We start from the raw sequence: 19,780 nt of genomic DNA on the forward strand, positions 1-19,780 counted from the left end.
TGATCAACGCCCCCGCACACACTTCTCATAGAGGTCGAGCAGCCTTCCGCCGGGATCGTACGCACCCTTGAGCCGCCGGTAAGTCTCCCCGTCGTAATGCCGCCAGAACTCCTCACGTGAGTAAAAGGCAGTCGAGTAGAGCGATTTATGCCCGGCAAGCTGTGTGACTTTGCGCTCGATCAGCCGGTTGTGGTGCTCGGGTATCCGGCCGGGGGGCAATGGCACCGTGCCCCAGAACCCCACGTTCACGTACGGCCTGCCGGGTTCCAGCGGGTACAGCGGCCAGGACTCGCGGGCGGCCAAGGGGCACAGCCACACCGGGCTCATCCCAACCTCACGGTGGAAGAACTCCAGGAACTCGGGCAGCCGCTCGACCGGCACCTCGATGTCCTGGATCACGTCTTCGCGCGGCGGCCTGCCCCGCCACCGGTCCAGGCGAGCGGACGCCTGCCACCGCCGGTCGAGGGCCACGAGCCGCCGGTAGACGTCCGAGCGCTTGGCCTGATCCGGCCAGACCTTCCGTACGAGCGGATGCTGCACCCCGAGCGCGCCCGAGCACCAGAACCAGTCGGTGTCCCAGCGCCACAGGTAGTCCCGGATGGTCAGGAAGTCGACCGACCGCTGCTGTATCGACCGGTAGTAGATCCCCTGACCGGTGTAGTCCGAGGTGTACGGCGCGGTCTCGGCGAAGGTGCCGATCGTGATGTAGAGATCGGTCGGCGCGAACACGGTGCCGTCGACGAAGTCCACCGGCTCGCCGTCGTACTGCCCGCTCTCGCTGATCTCCCTGAGCGCCTCGGCGCACTTCACCGCGTCGTCGAACGGCAGGTGCCGCAGCCGGACGTACGGCTTGACCGGCGCCAGCTCGATACGGAGCCGCACCGCGTAGCCGAGCGTGCCGTACGAGTTGGGAAACCCGCGGAACAGGTCGGCGTGCTCCCCGTCACGGGTGGCGGTGACCACGCGACCGTCGCCGGTGAGCACGTCGAGTTCGACAACGGACTCGTGCGGCAGGCCGGCCCGGAAGGACGACGACTCGATGCCGAGCCCGGTGACCGCACCGCCCAGAGTGATCGTCTTCAGCTGCGGCACGACCGAGGGCATCAGCCCGTGCGGCAGGGTCGCGTCGACCAGATCCTCGTAGGTGGTCATGCCCTGCACATCGGCGGTCCTGCGCTCGGGGTCGACGCTCAGCACCCGGTCGATCCCGCTGACGTCGAGGCCGGGCGCGTTGGACGGCTCACGGAACCTGAAGAGGTTCGACGTACGCTTGGCCAGCCGCACCGGCACACCCGGCGGAATCGCCTCATAGGACCGCTGTAGCGCCGCGACCGCCCGCTCATGTCCGCTCGAGGTCACCAGCTGCGTCATTCCCCGCCCTCCGATCAATGCCCCACCCGATCGTCCCACTTATCATCCAGAGAGACCTCGGGTCCGGATCGCCGATTTTCATGCGCGCGAAGGGGCAATGCGATGGGCAAGCTGTACGAACGGCTCGATGAGCGGCTGCGTGGCTTCATCGCCGACCAGTCCATGTTCTTCGTCGCCACCGCGCCCCTGTCCGGCGGACATGTCAATGTGTCGCCCAAAGGCTACTCCGACACCTTCGCGGTGCTCGACGAGCATACGGTCGGTTATCTGGAGCTGTACGGCAGCGGCACCGAGACGGTCGCGCACCTGCGGGAGAACGGCCGCATCACCATCATGTTCTGCTCGTTCGGCCGGACGCCCAAGATCCTGCGGCTGTACGGCACGGGGCGGGCCATCCGGCCGGACGCCCCGGAGTGGGAGGGCCTCGCGCGGCACTTCGGCGTCCGCCATGTCGGCGTCCGCTCGATCATCGTGGTCCACGTCCACCGCATCGCGGACTCGTGCGGCTACTCCGTGCCGTACATGGAGTTCGCCGGCGAGCGGCCCATGCTCGACGAGCAGCATGCCCGGCGCAGCGCCGACCAGTGGCCCGCCCGCGTGGCGGGCAACCGGGCCAGCATCGACGGCCTGCCGGCTCTCGAACTGGACCATCCGGCACCGGTCTCCGACGGGACGGCATCGGCCTCGGACGGGACGGCACCGGCCTCGGACGGGACGGCACCGGCCTCCGAGGGGACGGCGCCGGAGATCAGCGGATGATGCGGAGAGTCCAGGGGTAGCGGAACGGCTTGCCGGACACCGCGACGACGGCCGCCACCACGCACACGATCCAGGCCACGGCATAGACGATGCCGCCGAGACCGAACGTCACGATCGTGAGGAGCAGCAGCGTTAGCTGGAAGTTGAGCGCCTCGGCCGCGTGGCGGCGCACGTACTCCGACCGCTTTCCGCTCAGCAGCAACAGCACCAGCGGCCCGACGAACGTGGTGAGACCGCCCGCCGCGTGGGCCGCGGCCGCCAGCATCCGGTCCTCACCGGTCGGCTCGGGTCCGGTCCACACGTCGGGGCGGTGGGCCGGCGCCACCGGCGGCACCAGATCACGGGTGATCGCGGCCAGCTCGGCGCGGGTCTTCGCCGTCATGGCGAGGTGCACCCGCAGATCGAACTCGCCGTGATCGAGGCGGCCTTCGGCGTAGGCCTGCTTCAGGTGTTCGATGACCGGCTCGCGTTCTGCGTTCGAGGCCCGCATCTCGCCGGCGCTCGGCGCCATGTACGTTTTGTTCACCCCTTCATGGTCAGCCGGGTGCCATCGCGGCACCATCGGGGAAGACCCTGAGCGACCCCTGAGACGCCCCTGGCACCCGTGCCCTCAGCGCCGGGGGTACCTGCGCCCCGGCACTAGCGGCCTGCCGCCGTAGAGCTCGGAGACGGTCACGAACACGTATCCCTTCCGGTCCAGGGCCTCGATGATGCCCGGCACCGCGGCCACCGTCGTCTCGTGGATGTCGTGCAGCAGGATGATCGCGCCCCGGCGGGTCTCCTTCACGACGCGTCGCTCGACGACGTCGGGATCGCGGTCCTGCCAGTCGAACGGGTCGACGGCCCACATGATCTGGGCGAGGTGGTTGCGGCGGGCGACCGCGGCGACCTGGGCGTCGGTGGCTCCGTACGGAGGCCGGAACAGCACGGGCGTCCTGCCGGTCACACGCCGGACGGCCTGTTGCGTACGGTCCATCTCGCTGCCGGCGCCCGCCCTGGACATCTGGTGGAGATCGGCATGGGTGTACGAGTGGTTGCCGATCTCGTGTCCCTCGGCGAACTCGCGGCGGAGCAGCCCCGGATACGCCGCGACCTGCGAGCCGAGCACGAAGAACGTCGCCCGCACGCCTTTGTCCCTGAGGATGTCCAGCAGCCGCGCGGTGCCGGGCACCGGGCCGTCGTCGAAGGTCAGCGCGACGCACCGGTGAACGCGGCAGTCGGCCTTGGCCCGGGCCGCCGGAATGGGCGGCAGGTGATGCTGCCCCAGTGAGGGCACCGGCCCATGGTGCGCCGGAGACGAAGGCCCGGCCCCTTCCGCGACCGCGCCGGCCGAACCGGAGCCGGGCAGGCCCGCTGCGGACGGACCGGTACCCGGGGAATGTGAAGCAGCGGTGCTCGCCGGTGCCTTACCCGAGGACGCCGGGTGGGGCGACGCCGGGTGCGGCGACGCGGGGCCGGACGAGCCCGTGGCCGCGCTGGCGGGTGGGCCCGGCGCCGGCGCCGGCGGCGCCGGCGCGAGGGCGCTGAGGGCGGCCGAGCAGACCAGGGCCATCACGAGTGCCACCCACCATCTGACCAGGACCTTCGTCTTCAGCCCTGTCTCCCCCGCCACGCGCACTCCCGACTCGGTGATCATCCTTGGTGACCGACAGTTTATGCGTGATCACGCAGCGAGCTCCGGTAAAAGCTCCGAGTGTCGGGAACCCCGATGGCCGACATGGCGTTATCGTCTTACCGACATACCTGACACCGGGCGAATCCGGTGCACCACCGGACGACAGGACGTGCGGATGAGGTTCCGGGACCGATTCGGGCTACGCAAGAACCGCGGCCCGAAGGTCACAAGGTTCGATCGCGAGGCGACCGACGCCGACATCGAGGCTTTGATCGAGTTCGCCCGCAGCCGCCGCGGAGTCGAGTTCTTCGTCGAGCCCGAGACCTTCGCCACCGACACCACCGCCGTCGCCGTGGCCGACGACGGCGAATGGACACGACGCCGGGTGGGATCCCCGTCGGTGATCGCCAAGGTGGCCCGGAATCTCGGCCTGCCCATCTACGACGTCAACCTGGTCGGCTATCCCCCGCGAATGCGCGCCTGGAACGAGCGCAACCGCGACCGCCGGATCGACCCCGGCTCGCCCGGCGCCGCCGTCAGCTGAGCCCTCCCGGCGAAGCCGCGCGCGCTCGTTGACTTGCGGCGTGTCGTTGGTCATCGAGCAGACGGACCAACGACACGCCGCAGATCAACGTCGGCCGGACACCCGAGTGGCCCGTCATGCGGGTGACGCCGGCCGTCCGTGCGGACGATCTCGCTCTGCCGGACGCGACGTCGCCGCCTACCACGCCGAGTGGCGGGCGGCCGGCCTACGCCGACCTGAACCGCTACGCCTGAGAAGGACGACCACGTCCGTGCTGAGAGTGCTCAGCCGGCCTCCCGTTCGGTGTCCGGGCCGGCGCTCTCGCCGTACGCCTCGGCGAGCTCGGCGGGCGTCATCCGCAGCCGCGCCTCCGAAGGCGGGAAACCCGCACTGATCAGATCGCGCAGCAGGTGCGCCATCGAGTACTCGGGGTCGGCGTCGAGGGCCCGCTCCAGCGCCACGTTCGCGAGCCCGCCGTCTCCACGGGAGAAGGCGGAATAGGCGAGCAGGCACGCGGGCGCCGCCGCGTAGCCCCGCTCGACCCGGCGCAGCACTTCCCGCCAGAACTCGATGTGGTGATCGAGCCGGTCCATGTCGACCCGCACCCAGGCCTCGTCGCGCACCCTCAGATGAGTGAGCATCACCCCCAGCCACGCGACCTCGTCGTCGGTCGGCACCGTACCGCCCGCGTCGACGCGGCACATCAGGTCGCGCACGAACACCAGACCGTCGCCGACGATCCGGCTCTGGACGACGGCGGGGTCGAGTGCCTCCTCCACCCAGCCGAAGAGCCGCCCCTCGGCGCGCCGGGTGGCAAGGCGCATCGACTCGCGAGACATCCCGCCGATGGGCGCGACGGTGCGGGCCAGTTCGGCGCGGCCGGAGAGCGCGACCTGTCCGTCCAGGGTCGCCTGCGCGGCCACGGCGGTCGTCGTGATGTCGAACCGGGTGCCCTCGGCCGGGCAGCACGCCGGGTCGTGGCAGAGATAGGACCAGAAACGGTCACCCTCCACGCGGAGCACCTCACGAACGAGCACGCCGGACTCCGCCAGCGCGGGGACCGTCGCGTCGATCAGCGGGGTCACCCGGGCCGCCGGGCCGTAGCCGACGAGCAGGGCCAGTGGGAAGCCGTTACGGGCCATGGCCTCGGCGATGCGCTCAGCGATCGCCTCGGCCGCCACCTCCTCGGGATCGTCTCCAACCGGCCAGAGGCCGGGCGGAGGTAAGTCCACCCGCATCGCGCACGTGCCGTGCGGGCCGCCCGAGCCGACGGCCACGAGACTGCTCTGCGGGTGGAATCCGAGCAGGTAGGGGACGGCGGAGATGAGGTCGTTCGGGGTCCGGATCACCATGGGCGACCGGTCGTCACCCCGCGTGTCGTTGGTCATGGCACGGAGCCTGACACCCAACGCGACGGCACCGACGGCCGAATCGAATTCTGTGGATAGAACCCGCGGCGTCAGGGTCAAGGTGTCTGAGTCAAGGTGTCAGGGTCAGCGTGTGCTCGGCCTCCCGGCGGATCGTGTCCGGTCGTGACCGCATCGGGATTGTCGCGCCCCGGGCCCAGAGCGGCGCCTGATCCCAGTAGTGGTCGGCGAACGCGTGACCGGAGGCGCCGGTGAGGTTGATCCACCGTGACCGGTCCAGGTCGCCCAGGTCGACGACCATGCGCATCGACGGCACCGCGGTGACCTCGTAGCCATCCTGTACGTCCCACCCGGTGGCGTTCACGATCGAAGCACCCCCGGCCAGCTTCATCGGCCCCCGGTTGAAGAGCCGTTCGATCGGCGCGATGCCCGACGTACCGAAGCTCTCGTTGGTCAGGGTGAGGGTGTGCAGGTCGCCCCACTTCCATTCCGCCGGGTCGCCGCCGAGCCGGTCGCGCAGCTCACGGTCGGCGTCCTTCAGCGCCCCGCGCAGCATATCATCGCGGGTCTCCTTCACCCCGGCCGTGCGCACGTCGTCCCACCACGGGTCAGCGGGCCGGTCCAGCAGCCCTCGCAGTACCTCGAACCACCGGTCGCCCCCGTCCGGGCGGGCCCCCTCGGGCAGCTCGTCGTTGAAGGTCCGCAGCAGCAGGTGCCGGTAGGCCGCGTTGTAGAACGCCGCCGCAGCGGAGTCCTCGCCCTGGTCGAAGTTCCATCCGCGCAGCAGCCCCACCGCGTCGCCGGAGCCCACCCGCGCCAGGTGCGGCACCAGGGCCGGCGCGAACCCGTTGCGCCCGTCCAGCTGGATCCGCCCCATCGTGGCCACGTCCATCTTCGGCGTCCCGGCGACCAGTTGCTCGATCCGTGCGGCGCGATATCCGTACGACCAGTCCTTGGTCAGCAGGTGCCGGTAGCCCGGCGCGGCGGCGGCGTTGTTCGCGGTGACGATGTAGCCCCGCTCGGGGTCGTGCACGGAGGGCAGCTCGTCGAAGGGGATGAAGCTCTCCCACTCCTGGTCCCCGGTCCAGCCCTGCGCGGGCCACCGCCCGTCGCCCTTCGCGCGGATCGGGATGCGCCCGGGCGCCTGGTAGCCGATGCCGCCGTCCACGTCGGCGTAGACGAGGTTCTGCGCCGGTACCTCGAACGACTTCGCCGCGGTGCGGAACTCGGCCCAGTTCCGCGCGGTGTTCAGCAGCACGATGGCGTCGGCCGTACGGCCGGGGTCGAGGGCGGTCCACCTCAGCGCGACCGCCGAGCCGCGCCCCGCCGTGCGCGCGTCCTCCAGCACATCGGACAGCAGCGGACCGTGCCGGGTGGCCCGCACGGTGATCGTCACGGGTTTCCCGCCGGCGACCTCGATCCGCTCGGTCCTGGTCGTCAGCGGCTCTCGCTTGCCCTTGTACTCGTACGTCCCGCCGCTCACCCGCTCCAGGTACAGGTCGCTGACGTCGGGGGCCAGGTTGGTGAAACCCCAGGCGATGCGGTCGTTGTGCCCGATCACGATGCCGGGCACGCCGGAGAAGCCGAACCCGGTGACGTCGAGAGGGCAGGCGGGGGACGACTGCCGGCAGTGCAGGCCCACCTGGTACCAGAGCGAGGGCATGTGCGGGGCGAGGTGCGGATCGTTGGCGAGCAGCGGCCGCCCGGTGGTGGTGCGGCTGCCCGCGACCACCCACGAGTTCGATCCGATGCCGGGTGCCCCGTTGCCCATCATGGCCGGCATCGCCTTGATCGCCCGCGACACCCGTTCCAGTGAGCCGGCCGTGGCGGGCTGGGCATCGGTGCCGGCCGGCCGGCCTCCCGCAGACCGCTCGTCGCCCTTTCGCTCACCGCCCGGCCGCGGATCCGGCACGATCACGGGGTTCCGCTCGTACGGGTAGTCGGGGAAGAGCTGGTCCACGCGGTCGGCGGGCACCTTGGTCGCCGCGATGCCGCGGCCGAGCTCGTCCTCGATGTTGGAGCGCAGGTCCCAGGCCATCGCCTTGAGCCAGGCCAGCGAGTCCACGGGCGTCCAGGGCTCGGGCCGGTAGCCGGAGTTGCGCAGGCCGAGGACGGCGTACTCCAGGCTCTGCGTGGAGGTGTTCGGGTGCTGCGACAGCCAGGCGTTGACACCGGCCGCGTAGGCCTCGAGGTACCGCCGGGTGTCCGGCCTGAGCAGCGCGAGCTCCTGCTCGGCCACCCGCCGCCAGCCGAGGGTCCGTACGACCTTGTCGGTGTCGAGCGTGGAGTCGCCGAACAGCTCCGACAGCCGGCCCGCCGTGACGTGCCGCCGGAAGTCCATCTCCCAGAACCTGTCCTGCGCGTGCACATAGCCCTGAGCCCGCAGCAGGTCATCGGCGGTGTCGGCGTAGATCTGCGGTACCCCCCACCGGTCGCGGTGGACCGTGACGGTCTTGCCGAGACCCTTGAGGGTCACCCGCCCGTCCATCTCCGGGAAGGAGCGCTGGATCGTCCACCGCACGTACAGCGCGAGGATCAGTGCGATCGTCAGCAGCAGGATCAAGATCCGCACCGCCCAGCGGGCGGGCCGCGGGAGTCGTGCGAGCGGCGCGAACCTGACCATCGGACACCCCTTCGTGTCGGCCCCGGGACATGCCCGATCAGACGTTGTCGAAGAGTAAAGCATCCACTGCAGGAGCTTCCGGACATGTAGCTCACACTGGAGCCATGGAGATCGTTGAAGCGACAGGACTCTGGGAGCCGGAACCCGGCTGGCTGAACACCGCGAGCTACGGACTGCCGCCTCGACCGGCCTGGTCGGCACTGCAGCAGGCCCTGGACGAGTGGCGGCGCGGCGCGGTCTCGTGGGATGGCTGGGACGCCTCGGTCGGCCGGTCGCGCGCCGCCTTCGCCCGCCTCGTCGGCGTCGGGGCGGACGACGTCGCGATCGGCGCCAACGTCTCCGGGCTGCTGTCGGTGGTCGCGGCGGGACTGCCGGACGGCGCCCGGGTCGTGGTGCCCGAGATCGAGTTCACCTCGAACCTGTTCCCCTGGCTCGTGCACGCCGACCGGGGCGTGGAGATCGTCACGGTGCCGCTGGACGAGCTGGCGGGCGCGATCGACGAGCGCGTCGATCTGGTCGCGTTCAGCGTCGTGCAGTCGGCGACCGGCGAGCTCTCCCCCGCCGACGACGTCATCGCGGCGGCTCGCGCGCACGGCGCGCTGGTCGTGGCCGATGCGACGCAGGCGTGCGGGTGGCTGCCGGTCGACGCGAGCCGGTACGACGTGCTCGCGTGCGCGGCGTACAAGTGGCTGATGGCACCGCGCGGCGCCGCCTTCTGCTACGTCGCGCCCGCGCTGCGCGACCGGCTGCGGCCACTGCAGGCCGGCTGGTACGCGGGCGAGGTCCACGCCTATTACGGCCCGCCGCTGCGGCTGGCCGAGTCGGCGCGACGGCTCGACACCTCCCCCGCCTGGTTCTCGTACGTCGGGGCGGCGCCCGCGCTGGAACTGCTGAACGACATCGGCGTCGACCGCGTCCACGAGCACGACGTCGCCCTGGCCGACCGCTTCCGCGCGGGCCTCGGCCTGCCGCCGGGCGACAGCGCCATCGTCAGCGTCGACCTGCCCGGCGCCGAGCGGCGGCTGGCCGCGGCGGGCGTACGGGCGGCCGTACGGGACGGGCGGCTCCGCGCGTCGTTCCACGTCTACACGACCGAGGCCGACGTCGACGAGGCGCTGAACGCCCTGTCCGACGCGCGCTGAGACGCGCCGCGGCGCTTCGACCCGGCCGGCGTCAGGCGGTCACGCCCCCACGGAACCATCGATTCGTTCGCGGAGCAGGTCGGCGTGACCGAGGTGCCGGGCGTACTCGGCGATGAGGTGCACCATGATCCGGCGAAGCGAGATCGGCTCGCCGGTCCGCCTCCTGATCCCCGTATCGTCCAGGGATGCTGCGGCCACGATCTGCCTGGACCGCTCGCACTCGGCCCGCCAGACGCCGAAGGCCTCGTCGACGTCGCCGTCCAGGGTGTCGAAGTCCTGATCGGGGTCGTCGTCGGAGTAGTAGAGCATCGGCAGGTCCTCGCCGGCGAACTGCTGGCGGAACCACCACCGCTCGACCCCGGCCAGGTGCCGCACCAGACCGTGGAGCGACAGCGAGGACGGCGGCACGGAGCACTCGGACAGCCGCTCCCGCGGTATGCCGGCGCACTTCAGCTCGAAGGTCGCCCGGTGCCAGTCCAGGACCGAACTCAGGATCTCGCGCTCGTCGCCGACATCCGGTGGGGTGATGCGGGTGTCGTCACTCCACGTCGCCGAATAGTGCTTGGGATTGGGAACGGATGCGCCGGTCATCGCTGCCCTCCTGCTGGGGAATGGTCCGAGTCTGCCAGGAGGTACCGACGATCCGGCGGGCCGCCGGATCGTCCGGACGGTCAGCGCGGAACGTCGAGGGTGTCGATGTTGGAGATCTTCCACGCACCGCCGTGACGCACCGCGTCGACGGCGAGCATGGCTCCGGCGTAGGAGGTCTGATCGCCGGTCGTGCGCGTGTTCCGCTGGTCGGCGAAGATCAGCACCCGGGCGCGATCGGCCTGCAGCATCGACACTCCGCTGTCGGTCACCGTGGTCGTCAGCACCGGCTTGTCCGCGGCGGCCTGCTTGCGCACCGGCCCGAACATCTCCTCGTACTGCCCGACCGCCTTTCCGGTGAGGAGCCGCTTCGCGGCCTGGTCAGTCTTCGCGACGTCGGCGTAGTCGTAGGAGAAGAGCGTGTTCACCGCACTGGTGATCTGGCCCTTCGCCTCGCTTGTGCGGGCGTTGTCGGTCAGCGCCGTGTTGCGGGCCGCGGCGCCGCTCCGCAGCCCGTGCGCCTCCATGCCCGACCACACGGCGAGGCCGCCCAGGGCCACGGTCAGCACGCCGAGGGCCAGCGGCAGCAGTGATCTCCACGACCGGCCGTTCCTGGCGGGTGCCACCGGCGCGCCGCGCTCCTTGCCACCGGGGCTCTCAGCCGCGGCGGCGGACGTGGTGTCGCGGGCCGGCCGGACCGCGGTCCGAGCGCCGTCGGCGCCGTCAGCACCGTCAACACCGGCAGCGCCGTCAGCGCCATCCGGGCGCGGCCGCGTCGACCGGTCCGCCGGCGGCTCGGCGGCCGCATGACGCCGCCTGTGGCGGGACAACTGCCGGGGCGAAGGCATGGGTGGCTCCCTTTCGGCTCAGGATCGCGGAGTCGACCCGGGGTTCGGGGCGGTGTCTCCGATGGGCGCCTGCCCCAGGGCGGTGAGCTTCCAGCCTGAGGAGGTCCGGGTCAGCTGCCCCAGCAGGCGGCTCTGCTTGGTGGTGGGCGTGCCCGTCGGCGGGGTGACCGTGATCTGTACGGCGACGATGACGCCGGCCTTCCCCGCGCGGTCGTCCAGCTCGGTGACCGCCCCTTCCAGGATCCGGGCGGTGCTGATCGTCTTGGCCTGCCGTACCTGCTGCTCGAACTGCTCCCTGCCCTGCGTGATCTGCTGGTGGAGCTCACCGGCGGACGAGTCCAGCCAGATGTTCAGGCCACGGTCCACATCGCGGTGGTCCAGCGTGTTGAGGTTCTGTACGGCCTGCTCACCGGCGCGCAGCACCTCGTCACGGCTCTGGGAGTAGCGCAGCGAGTCGTCGTGCGCCGCGCGATAGTACGACCAGCCGAACCAGCCCGCGCAGCTCGCCGCGATGACGGCCGGCACGAGCGCGGCGGCGAGCAGTGGATCGGAACCGCCGGGGGCACGCCACCGCCGGTTCCGGAGGGGCCACCGCACACCGCGGCCGGAGCGGCCGGCACCGGGTCCCTCCGGCGCCGCGTCGTCCACGTCTGACGCCGGGACCGCCGCGTCCTCTGCGACCCCGTCCTCTGCGACCTGATCCTCAACGACCTGATCCTCAACGACCTGATCCTCAACGACCTCGTCCTCAACGATCTCGGGCTCGGCGCTCGTCCGGGCGGCTGCCATGTGCCTCACCTCATACGTACGAAGAACGGGAAACTAACTGGATCGGATGTCGACGATGCGCCAGTGGCCGTCCTGGAGCCGCGCGGTCACCGACAGCTGGGCCGCCGCGACACTGGCGCCGTTCCCGCCACCACGCGTGATCCGCTGGTCCATGAACACCAGGAGCCGCGCGGTGCCGCCGGATAGACGCGTGACGCCGACCCGCGCCACACTGGTCGTCACCGTCAGACGCTGGGCCGGCGCCTGCCGCTTCACCTGCGAGAACAGTGCGCTGTACTGGCGGTAGGCGTTGCCGGCGAGAAGGTCCCGAGCGGCCCGCTCGGTCGCCGCCGTGTTCTCGTGGGAATAGGTGAAGATCTTGGTCAGCGCGTCGCTGACGTCGCCGCCGACCCGCGCCGTCGCGTCGGTGTCGACCAGCGCCCGGTTCGCGGCCGAAGGGCTGCCGCGCAACTGCTCGGCCCGGACCATCCCCGCCCCGCCGAGGAGCGTGAGGGCGAGGGCGATCACCAGCGGCCCTCGCACCTGACGCAGCGGCCCTCGCACCTGACGCAGCCGGCCGGCGGGCCGGCGCCGGCCCGGCCGCGCGGGCACGGGGTTCGGGTCGCCTCCGACCGGCGCCTTCTCCGCTGTGGGCCCGGCGGCTCCGGCCATGGCGTCCGCCTCCGGGGACCGGTCCGTGGCGGTGGCGGTGCCCGCCGGGTGGTCCTCGGTCCGCGCGCCGGCGCCCACCGGTGTCGTCCGCTCCGTGCCCATGGTCAGGCCCCCCTGACCGGGACCGCCGTGAGCGATCGGAGCTTCCAGCCCGTGGAGGTATGGAGCAGCCCGGCTTCGTAGCGCCTGCGTTCGGTACTGGGCTTGCCGTTCCGCGGAGTCACCTTGATCTGTACCGACGCGATGATCTGAGCGGTCCCTGCCCGGGTGTCCAGGGCCGTGACGGCGGCGTCGGTGACGGTGCCCTCGGCACTCGTCCGGGAGCTCTGCAGCCGACGTCTGCTCTCGCCGCTGGTGCGGCGCAGCTCGTCGTGCAACAGGCCGGTGGAGGCGTCGAGCCACCGCCGCAGCCCCTCGTCGATCCGGCCGCCGTCCATGCTGTTCAGTTCCATGACCCGCCGGCGCCCGTCCGCCAGCGCCTCGTCGCGCGCCTGCGCGTAGTCCAGGGCGTCCCGGTCGATCCGCAGGTACGACCAGCCGGACCAGGCGGCGAACCCCACGGCCACCAGCACCAGCGCCCAGGCCCGGCGCCGCGGGCGGCGGGCCCGGGCGCGACGCGTCGTCTCCGGTTCGGTCATTCCCTCTCCGATCCCGTGTCGGTTCCGCGCGGCAGCCCGAGCAGCCCACCCATGTCGTACGGCCCAGGGGGCAGCGCCGGCAGGCCGAGCGCACCCGGCAGCGGCGAGCCGGCCGTCGCCGTCAGGCTCAGCGATCCCGGCCTCGCCGGGGCCGGTACCCGGCCGCCTCGGGGCGCGTTCGCGGAGCCCCGTACGTTCACGCCGCTGCTGGGCGGCAGCGTGCAGCGGGCCGAGGTGTTCAGCGGCGGGGCGGGCGACAGGTCGAGGCCGTTGCGGTAGGTGGTGCCGCGGTATCCGGCGGTGCAGGGCAGCGGGTTGAAGAAGGTCAACGCCATCCCGAACCTGGCGCCCTTGGAGTTGATCGCCGTCGAGCCCGCCGCCGCCACCGCGGGCAGCCGGACCAGCAGCTCCTCCAGCCCGTTCTGCCGGGTGAGGGCCACGTCCGAGGTGGTCAGCAGATTCGCCAGCATCACGCTGAGCCCGGGGTCGGTGTCCCGGAGCAGCCCGGTGACCTGCTGCGCGGCCTGCGGGCCCGTCTCGATGAGCCTGCGCAGATCTCCGTCGGACTCCCTGAGCTGGCGGGCCAGCAGCCTCGCGTCCCGGCCGAACGAGACGAGGGCGTCGGACATCTCCGTCTGCGTCCGCAGCACCGTCTGGCCGTCGACGATGAGCCGGGTGGTCTCCGGCGCGGCGTCCGACGCGGCCCGGGTGAGGTCGCCGCCGGTGTCCAGCAGCACCTGGAGGTTGGCGCCCTGCCCCTGGAAGGCCTGACCGAGTTCGTCCACCACCGTACGGAGCGAGTCGAGGGGCACGGAGGCGGCGAGGGCGTCGACGCTGGTCAGCAGATGCGTCACGGGGGCCGGCGTCTGGGTGACGTGCCGCGGGATGAGCGCGCCGTCCGCCAGGAACGGACCGCTGCCCGTGGACGGGCGCAGATCGACGTACTGCTCGCCGACCGCGGACAGGTTGGCGACCACCGCCTGGACGGCGGTCGGGATCCGCGGCGCGGAGTCGTCGATGTTCAGGCGGGCCTGGACCCCGTCCCCGGTGAGGTCGAGCGCGCCGACCCGGCCGACGGACACCCCGCGATAGGTGACGTCGGCACCCGGGTACAACCCGCCGGTCTCGCCGAGATCGAGCTTGACGACGTAGTAGCCGCGCATCCCGAAGTAGCGCCCGAGGTCGGCGTAGTTGGCGCCGATGTAGGCGATCACGACGACGCCGAGGACGAGGAAGGCGAGATTCTTCAGCTTCGTACCGAGGGTCAGCATCAGTGCCCGCCTCCCGGCCGAGGCGACCTGTCCGGGGACGGCGATGTCCCGGCCGGCGGTGTCGTGCCCCCGCCGACCGGTGGCAGCGGCAGCGCGGGCCGCCGCCCCCTCGCCCCGGCGGACCCGAGGTCCGGGACCAGCGGCGGGATGACGACCGTGCCCGGAGGCGCCGTGATGGACAGATAGACGTTGAGGTAGTCGCCCTTGACGGCGTCCAGCACCGCGTCGGTGAACGGGTAGGTGAGCAGGACCTGGAGCGACTGCGGCAGCGTCCGCCCGGCGTCGGCCAGCCGCCGCAGGATCGGCGCCAGCGCCTTGAGGTCGGCGACCATGTCCTCCTTGCTCTTGTCGATCGTGTCGACCGCCACGTCGGACAGGCTGTTCAGCGACCGGAGCATCGTGACGAGGGCGCCCCGCTGCTGTTCGAGCACCGCCAATCCGGGGCTGAGATCGTCGAGCGCCGTGTCGATCTGCCGTTCATGGGCGTTGAGGGTGGCCGAGAGCCGGTTGAGTCCGTCGAGCGCGTCGGTGATGTCCTTCTTGTGGGTGTCCAGGTTCGACACCAGCGTGTCGACCCGCGACAGCATCGAGCGGACCTGCGGCTCGTTGCCGGTCAGCGCGTTGTTGAGCTCGACGGTGATGGTCCGCATCTGGCCGATGCCGCCACCGTTCAACAACAGCGACAGCGCCCCGAGGACCTCCTCGACCTCGGGGTTGCGGTTCGTACGTGACATCGGGATCACCGCGCCCTCGGTCAGCCGGCCCGCGGACGAGCCCGTGGCCGGTGCCGCGAGCTGGACGTACTTCTCACCGAGCAGGCTGGACTGCTCCAGCTGCGCGACCGCGTTGGCGGGCAGCCGCACGTCGCCGTTGACCAGCATCGTGACGTTGGCGGACCACCCCTGCCGCGGCAGCGAGATCCGGGTGACCCGGCCGACCGCCACGTCGTTGACCTTGACCGCCGCCTGCGGCACGAGGTTCAGCACGTTGGCGAACTGCGCCGTCACCCGGTAGGGGTGGTCGCCCACGTCGGCGCCGCCCGGCAACGGCAGGTCCTGGATGCCGGTGAACCCGCCGGAGCCGCAGCCGGCGGTCACCACCGCGGCGCCCAGCGCGACGGCCGGCACGGTGATCCTCGTCAGCGGACCGCGCGTCATCGCCATCACCGGTCCCCCGCCCGGTCGCCCCGGGGCGACCCGTGTACGGAACCCACCGGCGGCAACGGCAGCGGTGGCCGGGATCCGAGCTCGGACGGCGAGATCGGCTCCTCCGGCCCCATGCTCAGCTCGTTGAGGTCACCGCGCCCGTCCAGGGTCTGGTTGACCGGGTCGTAGGCGTTCAGCACGTTCCCGGCGGCGAGCGGCGCGACGTCGAGCGCCTCGGCCAGCGACGCCCGCCGGTCGACCAGAACCTGGGTGATCGACGCGAGCTTGTCCACGTTGGCCTTGATCAGGCTCCGGTTGCCCTGGATGAACCGCTGTACCTCGGCGAGGGCCGAGGACAGTTCCCTCAGCGCCGCGCCGAGGTCGCGCCGGTCGTCGGCGAGGAATCCGGTGACCTGGGCGAGCTGCCGCTCGGCCTGCCGTACCCGGCCGTCGTTGTTCTTCAGCATGGTCGTGAACTTCTGCAGGTTCCGGACCGTGGCGAACAGGTCGTCGCTCGAACCCGACAGCGTCCGGGTCGCCGAGCCGAACTGACGGATCATGTCGCCCAGTGCCCTGCCGTTGCCGTCCAGGTTGGCCGCGCCGGTCTTGAGCACCTCCGACAGCGCGCCGCCGGAGTTGACGCCGCCCGGGCCGAGCGCGGTGGCCAGCCTGCTGATGCTGGCGTAGAGCTGGTCGAGCTCCACCGGGGTGGCGGTGCGGCCGACCGGGATCACCGCGCCGTCGGCTATCCGCGGGCCGCCGGTATAGGGCGGAGCGAGCTGGATGTAGCGGTCGGCGACGACGCTCGGCGCCACCACGACGGCGCCCGCGGTGGCGGGCACGGCGACCCCGCGGTCCAGGGCCATGGTGACCTTGACCTGCCGGCCCTCCGGCCGTACGGAGTCGATCCTGCCGACCTTGACGCCGAGGACCCGCAGGTCCGAACCGGCGTACACGCCGACGGCCACCTCGAAGTACGCGGTGATCCGCTTGCTGCCGGCGTCGCGGAGCGTCCGCCACAGCAACGTGGTCGCGAGGACGAGGGCGACCGTGACGGCGATCGCGACGAGCCGTCTGCCGGGCCTGGCCGTGGGCATCAGCCGCCTCCGGGCTTCGGCGGCACGCATCCGGGGTCCGGAGCGGTGCCGGGTGGAAGGTAGGACGGCGGCACGAGACCGCAGAGGTAGGTGTCGAACCACCGGCCGTTGCCGAGCGTGTTGCCGACGAGCCGGTAGTACGGCCCGGCCAGCGCGAGGGCCCGGTCAAGGTTCTTCTGGTTGCGATGCAGCACCGTGGTGACCTGGTTGAGCGCGCGCAGGGTGGGCCCGAGCTGCGCGTTGTTGTCCGCCACCAGGCCCGAGAGCTCGCTGGCGAGCGCCCGCGTCCCGGTGAGGAGCGAACCGATCGCGTTCCGGCGCCGCCGCAGTTCCGCCAGCAGCAGGTTGCCGTCTCTCAGCAACGCCTCGAACCGGCCGCTCTGCCCGGACAGGCTCGCGGTGACCTGCTCGGTGTTGGCCAGCAGCCGGGCGAGCTCGGCGTCGCGCGAGGAGATGGTCCTCGACAACGCGGACAGGCCGTCGAGGGCCTTGCGGACGTCCGGCGGGGTGTCGCGGAACGTGCTCGAGATCGTCTGGAGGCTCCGTGCGAGCTGCTCGGTGTCGAGCTCCCCGACGGTGCGCGCCAGCCCGTTGAACGCGGCGGTGACGTCGTAGGGCGACGTCGTGCGGCCGACCGGGATGCGGCGTGCGGGGTTCTGCCGGGCGCCGCCGAGCGGATCGACGGCGAGGTACTTCTCACCGAGCAACGTCTTGATCGCGATCGCGGCGGTGCTCGCGTCGCCGATCCAGGTGTCCTTCACCCGGAAGGACACCTTGACGTGGGCACCGTCCAGCGCGACCTCGGTGACCTTGCCGACCTTGACCCCGGCGACCCGTACCTCGTTGCCGGAGTCCAGCCCGGCCGCCTCGGTGAAGTCGGCGGTGTAGGTCGTGCCGCCGCCGATGACGGGCAGGTCGTCGGAGAAGTACGCGAGCAGCGCGATGACTGTGAGCAGGGCGATGCCGGCGAGGCCGACCGCGACGGGGTCGCGTTCCCTGATCGGCGTCATCGCTCGCACCTCGACTCTGTGACGGGAATGCCCGTGGGCGGTGAGCTTCCGTCGGACGTTCCGACCCCGGTGACCTTCGCCTCGCACAGATAGAAGTTGAGCCATGACCCGTACGAGGCCAGGCGCGTGATGGTCTGCATCTTGGTCGGCAGCCTCCGCAGGAACGTGTCGACCGTCGGGGAGTCGTTCGCCAGGTTGCGCGAGAGCCGGCCGAGCTCGGCGATGTCCTGCTTCAGCGGCGCCCGGCCGGCCTGCAGCAGGCCGGCGGTGCTGTTCGTCAGGTCGGACATCGCGCTGATCGCCTCGCCGATGGGCCTGCGATCGGCGGCGAGCCCGGAGACCAGCCGCTGGAGCGTGGTGATCAGGGTCGCGAGCCGGTCGTCGCGGGAGTTGACGGTGTCGAGCACCGAGTTCAGGTTCCGGACGACCTGGCCGATCACCTGGTCCTTGGTCGCCAGCGTGCTCGTCAGCGACCCCACGCTGGTGATCAGGCTGTCGACCGTGGTGCCCTCGCCCTGCAGCACCTGGATGATCCCGCCGGCCAGCTGGTTGACGTCCTTGGGCGAGAGTGCCTCGAACAGCGGCTGGAACCCGTTGAACAGCTGGGTCAGGTTCAGCGCGGGCGTGGTGCGCTCGAGCGGGATCGTGGCACCGGGCCGCAGGTCCTCGTCCACCGGTCCGACGCCCTGGGCGAGCTCGATGTAGCGCTGCCCGACCAGGTTGAGATATTTGATCGTCGCGGTCGCGGACGCCGGCAGCCGGCGATCCGCCTGAACCGAGAACCGCACCAGGGCGACCCGGCGGTCCACGACACTGATCCTGTCGACCTGGCCGACGCGTACGCCCGCCACGCGCACGCCGTCGCCGCGGTTCAGCCCGGTCACGTCGGTGAACCGGGCGTAGTAGCCGACCGTCCGGCCCACTCCGGTGTTGGCGATGCTGATGGCGAGGACCGCGGTGGCCAGTACCGTCACGACCACGAAGATGATCGACTTGGTGAGCGGCCCGGCGAGGCTCTTGCGCTTCATCGCAGCCTCACCCCCGCGCCGCGGTAGATCGGGCCGACCAGCACGCTGCTCCAGTCCGGCAGGGACAGCGGCGGCGTCGCGAGCGCCGGGGCGACCAACTCGTTGACGAGCCGGTTCTCCTCCGGCGAGTTCGGCAGGCCGAGCCCGCGGCCGCGGTCGGTGGTCGGCGCGGCCCCGCCACCGCTCCCGGCCACGGGCACGGCTCCGGGCATGGCGGCCCCGGACGCGGAGCCGCCACCGGTTCCGCCGTACGGGACGGAGGGGCAGCTCGGGCCGCTGTCGGCCTGGTAGACCGGCCGGTCCCGGCCCGGGATGTACCTGCCCCGCGACGGCACGACCTCGACGGTGACGTGCAGTCCCGGTTCGCGGGTGCCCTTGCCGAGCGCCTTGTCCATCGCGGGCACGAAGTCGGTCAGCGTCTGCAGGGTGCAGGGGAACGAGGGTGCGTACTTCGCCAGCAGCCGGAGGGTCGGCCGACTGTCGGCGGACAGCCGGATGAGGTTGCCGCGGTTCTCCCGCAGGAACGTGTCGAGGTCCTGGGCCGTGCCGCCCACGGTGCCGTACAGCGCGCTCAGCTCGGCCCGCTGTTCCACGACGGTCCTGCTGGTGACGGTGAAGTCGTTCATCGCCTGCAGGATGTCCGGCGCGGCCTCGGCGTAGGCGTGGGTGACCCGTACCAGCTCCTTGATGTCGCGGTTCAGCGCCGGCAGCTGCGGGTTCATCCGCCGCAGGTAGGAGTCGATCTCGACCAGCGTCTGGCCGAGCCGGGTGCCCCGGCCCTGCAACGCCTGGGCCACGGCGGTGAGCGTGGCGGACAGCTTCTGCGGCTGTACGGCGGTGAGCAGCGGCAGGACGTTGCGCAGCACCTGCTCCAGCTCGATGGCGTTCTGGGAGCGGTCCTGCTCGATGACGCTGCCGTCGGACAGCCGCCCCGGCACCGGCCGCGCCGGCGGGATGAGTGCCACGAACCGCTGCCCGAACAGCGTGGTCGGCAGCATCTGAGCGGACACGTTGGCCGGGATCCTGCGCACCATGCCGGGCTGGATCGCCAGTCTCAGCCGCGCGCCACCGCCGTCGGCCGAGATCCGCCGCACCTCTCCGACCACCACGCCGCGCATCTTCACCTCGGCGTGCGGGTGCATCTCGTTGCCGACGCTGCCGGTACGCAGGGTCACCATCGCCACCGGCGTGAACCGCTTGTCGTAGGCGGCGACGGAAAGCCACATCAGCAGGGCGAGCACCAGCAGGAAGGCCACCCCGCTCAGCCTGCGCAGGAGCTTGTGCCGCCCTAGGTCCGGATTCATGGCCTGGTCAC

General features: G+C 71.5%; 19 protein-coding genes. 3 read left to right on the forward strand and 16 right to left on the reverse strand.

What is annotated here, in order from left to right:
- Positions 1-3 precede the first annotated feature (3 nt).
- Positions 4-1,371, reverse strand: coding sequence for an FAD-binding oxidoreductase (locus HKK74_RS24145; protein WP_187245609.1), 1,368 nt, complete (start codon positions 1,369-1,371; stop codon positions 4-6).
- A gap of 102 nt (positions 1,372-1,473) precedes the next feature.
- Between HKK74_RS24145 and HKK74_RS24150 the strand changes: the two genes are divergently transcribed.
- On the forward strand, positions 1,474-2,130 hold the full coding sequence (locus tag HKK74_RS24150) for a pyridoxamine 5'-phosphate oxidase family protein (protein WP_187245610.1): 657 nt from the start codon (positions 1,474-1,476) through the stop codon (positions 2,128-2,130).
- On the opposite strand, the gene HKK74_RS24155 is transcribed toward HKK74_RS24150, so the two are convergent.
- Together HKK74_RS24155 and HKK74_RS24160 are read right to left on the reverse strand one after the other, a co-directional pair.
- The gene (locus HKK74_RS24155) at positions 2,120-2,656 is read right to left on the reverse strand and encodes a magnetosome magnetite crystal formation protein family (RefSeq protein WP_312881709.1); all 537 of its coding nucleotides are present in this window, start codon (positions 2,654-2,656) and stop codon (positions 2,120-2,122) included. The two genes, HKK74_RS24150 and HKK74_RS24155, sit on opposite strands and share 11 nt — an antisense overlap.
- A gap of 84 nt (positions 2,657-2,740) precedes the next feature.
- Positions 2,741-3,406, reverse strand: coding sequence for a polysaccharide deacetylase family protein (locus HKK74_RS24160; protein ID WP_312881710.1), 666 nt, complete (start codon positions 3,404-3,406; stop codon positions 2,741-2,743).
- 514 nt (positions 3,407-3,920) lie between these two features.
- Here HKK74_RS24160 and HKK74_RS24165 point away from each other — a divergent pair.
- Positions 3,921-4,289, forward strand: coding sequence for a hypothetical protein (locus tag HKK74_RS24165; protein WP_187245611.1), 369 nt, complete (start codon positions 3,921-3,923; stop codon positions 4,287-4,289).
- 263 nt (positions 4,290-4,552) lie between these two features.
- Here HKK74_RS24165 and HKK74_RS24170 read toward each other — a convergent pair whose 3' ends face one another.
- Together HKK74_RS24170 and HKK74_RS24175 are read right to left on the reverse strand one after the other, a co-directional pair.
- Complete coding sequence (locus tag HKK74_RS24170; protein WP_187245612.1) at positions 4,553-5,656, reverse strand: DUF4192 domain-containing protein; 1,104 nt, start codon at positions 5,654-5,656, stop codon at positions 4,553-4,555.
- Between the two features lie 91 nt (positions 5,657-5,747).
- Complete coding sequence (locus HKK74_RS24175) at positions 5,748-8,258, reverse strand: penicillin acylase family protein (protein WP_187245613.1); 2,511 nt, start codon at positions 8,256-8,258, stop codon at positions 5,748-5,750.
- Positions 8,259-8,362: 104 nt separating this feature from the next.
- Here HKK74_RS24175 and HKK74_RS24180 point away from each other — a divergent pair, with 104 nt between their 5' ends.
- Positions 8,363-9,400, forward strand: coding sequence for an aminotransferase class V-fold PLP-dependent enzyme (locus HKK74_RS24180; RefSeq protein ID WP_187245614.1), 1,038 nt, complete (start codon positions 8,363-8,365; stop codon positions 9,398-9,400).
- 39 nt (positions 9,401-9,439) lie between these two features.
- Here the strand turns inward: HKK74_RS24180 and HKK74_RS24185 are convergent, their stop codons facing one another.
- The 11 genes from HKK74_RS24185 to HKK74_RS24235 all read right to left on the reverse strand — a co-directional run bounded on the left by HKK74_RS24185 (position 9,440) and on the right by HKK74_RS24235 (position 19,769).
- Positions 9,440-9,991: a DinB family protein gene (locus HKK74_RS24185; protein WP_187245615.1), complete on the reverse strand. Its 552-nt coding sequence runs from the start codon at positions 9,989-9,991 to the stop codon at positions 9,440-9,442.
- A gap of 80 nt (positions 9,992-10,071) precedes the next feature.
- On the reverse strand, positions 10,072-10,836 hold the full coding sequence (locus tag HKK74_RS24190) for a hypothetical protein (protein WP_187245616.1): 765 nt from the start codon (positions 10,834-10,836) through the stop codon (positions 10,072-10,074).
- Positions 10,837-10,854: 18 nt separating this feature from the next.
- The gene (locus HKK74_RS24195; protein WP_222722653.1) at positions 10,855-11,625 is read right to left on the reverse strand and encodes an Rv1363c family protein; all 771 of its coding nucleotides are present in this window, start codon (positions 11,623-11,625) and stop codon (positions 10,855-10,857) included.
- A gap of 33 nt (positions 11,626-11,658) precedes the next feature.
- Positions 11,659-12,378, reverse strand: coding sequence for a hypothetical protein (locus HKK74_RS24200; protein ID WP_222722654.1), 720 nt, complete (start codon positions 12,376-12,378; stop codon positions 11,659-11,661).
- Between the two features lie 2 nt (positions 12,379-12,380).
- On the reverse strand, positions 12,381-12,914 hold the full coding sequence (locus tag HKK74_RS24205) for an Rv1363c family protein (RefSeq protein ID WP_187245617.1): 534 nt from the start codon (positions 12,912-12,914) through the stop codon (positions 12,381-12,383).
- A complete protein-coding gene (locus tag HKK74_RS24210) occupies positions 12,911-14,185 on the reverse strand; it encodes an MCE family protein (RefSeq protein WP_187245618.1) in 1,275 nt (424 codons plus the stop codon). The genes HKK74_RS24205 and HKK74_RS24210 overlap by 4 nt, the downstream gene beginning before the upstream one ends.
- Complete coding sequence (locus tag HKK74_RS24215) at positions 14,185-15,348, reverse strand: MCE family protein (protein WP_187245619.1); 1,164 nt, start codon at positions 15,346-15,348, stop codon at positions 14,185-14,187. The genes HKK74_RS24210 and HKK74_RS24215 overlap by 1 nt, the downstream gene beginning before the upstream one ends.
- The gene (locus tag HKK74_RS24220) at positions 15,348-16,427 is read right to left on the reverse strand and encodes an MCE family protein (RefSeq protein WP_187245620.1); all 1,080 of its coding nucleotides are present in this window, start codon (positions 16,425-16,427) and stop codon (positions 15,348-15,350) included. Before HKK74_RS24220 ends, HKK74_RS24215 begins: the two co-directional genes overlap by 1 nt.
- Complete coding sequence (locus HKK74_RS24225; RefSeq protein ID WP_187245621.1) at positions 16,427-17,437, reverse strand: MCE family protein; 1,011 nt, start codon at positions 17,435-17,437, stop codon at positions 16,427-16,429. Before HKK74_RS24225 ends, HKK74_RS24220 begins: the two co-directional genes overlap by 1 nt.
- Complete coding sequence (locus HKK74_RS24230) at positions 17,434-18,465, reverse strand: MCE family protein (protein ID WP_187245622.1); 1,032 nt, start codon at positions 18,463-18,465, stop codon at positions 17,434-17,436. Before HKK74_RS24230 ends, HKK74_RS24225 begins: the two co-directional genes overlap by 4 nt.
- Complete coding sequence (locus HKK74_RS24235; RefSeq protein WP_187245623.1) at positions 18,462-19,769, reverse strand: MCE family protein; 1,308 nt, start codon at positions 19,767-19,769, stop codon at positions 18,462-18,464. The genes HKK74_RS24230 and HKK74_RS24235 overlap by 4 nt, the downstream gene beginning before the upstream one ends.
- Positions 19,770-19,780: the final 11 nt, after the last annotated feature.

The organism is Actinomadura alba (assembly GCF_014323705.1).
Taxonomy (GTDB): Bacteria; Actinomycetota; Actinomycetes; order Streptosporangiales; family Streptosporangiaceae; genus Actinomadura_C; species Actinomadura_C alba.

What these genes read in the sequence shown, in the direction of transcription:
- HKK74_RS24145 (WP_187245609.1), bottom strand. Translation starts at nt 1,371, where the DNA reads ATGACGCAGCTGGTGACCTCGAGCGGACATGAGCGGGCGGTCGCGGCG.
- HKK74_RS24150 (WP_187245610.1), top strand. Translation starts at nt 1,474, where the DNA reads ATGGGCAAGCTGTACGAACGGCTCGATGAGCGGCTGCGTGGCTTCATC.
- HKK74_RS24165 (WP_187245611.1), top strand. Translation starts at nt 3,921, where the DNA reads ATGAGGTTCCGGGACCGATTCGGGCTACGCAAGAACCGCGGCCCGAAG.
- HKK74_RS24170 (WP_187245612.1), bottom strand. Translation starts at nt 5,656, where the DNA reads ATGACCAACGACACGCGGGGTGACGACCGGTCGCCCATGGTGATCCGG.
- HKK74_RS24175 (WP_187245613.1), bottom strand. Translation starts at nt 8,258, where the DNA reads ATGGTCAGGTTCGCGCCGCTCGCACGACTCCCGCGGCCCGCCCGCTGG.
- HKK74_RS24180 (WP_187245614.1), top strand. Translation starts at nt 8,363, where the DNA reads ATGGAGATCGTTGAAGCGACAGGACTCTGGGAGCCGGAACCCGGCTGG.
- HKK74_RS24185 (WP_187245615.1), bottom strand. Translation starts at nt 9,991, where the DNA reads ATGACCGGCGCATCCGTTCCCAATCCCAAGCACTATTCGGCGACGTGG.
- HKK74_RS24190 (WP_187245616.1), bottom strand. Translation starts at nt 10,836, where the DNA reads ATGCCTTCGCCCCGGCAGTTGTCCCGCCACAGGCGGCGTCATGCGGCC.
- HKK74_RS24195 (WP_222722653.1), bottom strand. Translation starts at nt 11,625, where the DNA reads ATGGCAGCCGCCCGGACGAGCGCCGAGCCCGAGATCGTTGAGGACGAG.
- HKK74_RS24200 (WP_222722654.1), bottom strand. Translation starts at nt 12,378, where the DNA reads ATGGGCACGGAGCGGACGACACCGGTGGGCGCCGGCGCGCGGACCGAG.
- HKK74_RS24205 (WP_187245617.1), bottom strand. Translation starts at nt 12,914, where the DNA reads ATGACCGAACCGGAGACGACGCGTCGCGCCCGGGCCCGCCGCCCGCGG.
- HKK74_RS24210 (WP_187245618.1), bottom strand. Translation starts at nt 14,185, where the DNA reads ATGCTGACCCTCGGTACGAAGCTGAAGAATCTCGCCTTCCTCGTCCTC.
- HKK74_RS24215 (WP_187245619.1), bottom strand. Translation starts at nt 15,348, where the DNA reads ATGGCGATGACGCGCGGTCCGCTGACGAGGATCACCGTGCCGGCCGTC.
- HKK74_RS24220 (WP_187245620.1), bottom strand. Translation starts at nt 16,427, where the DNA reads ATGCCCACGGCCAGGCCCGGCAGACGGCTCGTCGCGATCGCCGTCACG.
- HKK74_RS24225 (WP_187245621.1), bottom strand. Translation starts at nt 17,437, where the DNA reads ATGACGCCGATCAGGGAACGCGACCCCGTCGCGGTCGGCCTCGCCGGC.
- HKK74_RS24230 (WP_187245622.1), bottom strand. Translation starts at nt 18,465, where the DNA reads ATGAAGCGCAAGAGCCTCGCCGGGCCGCTCACCAAGTCGATCATCTTC.
- HKK74_RS24235 (WP_187245623.1), bottom strand. Translation starts at nt 19,769, where the DNA reads ATGAATCCGGACCTAGGGCGGCACAAGCTCCTGCGCAGGCTGAGCGGG.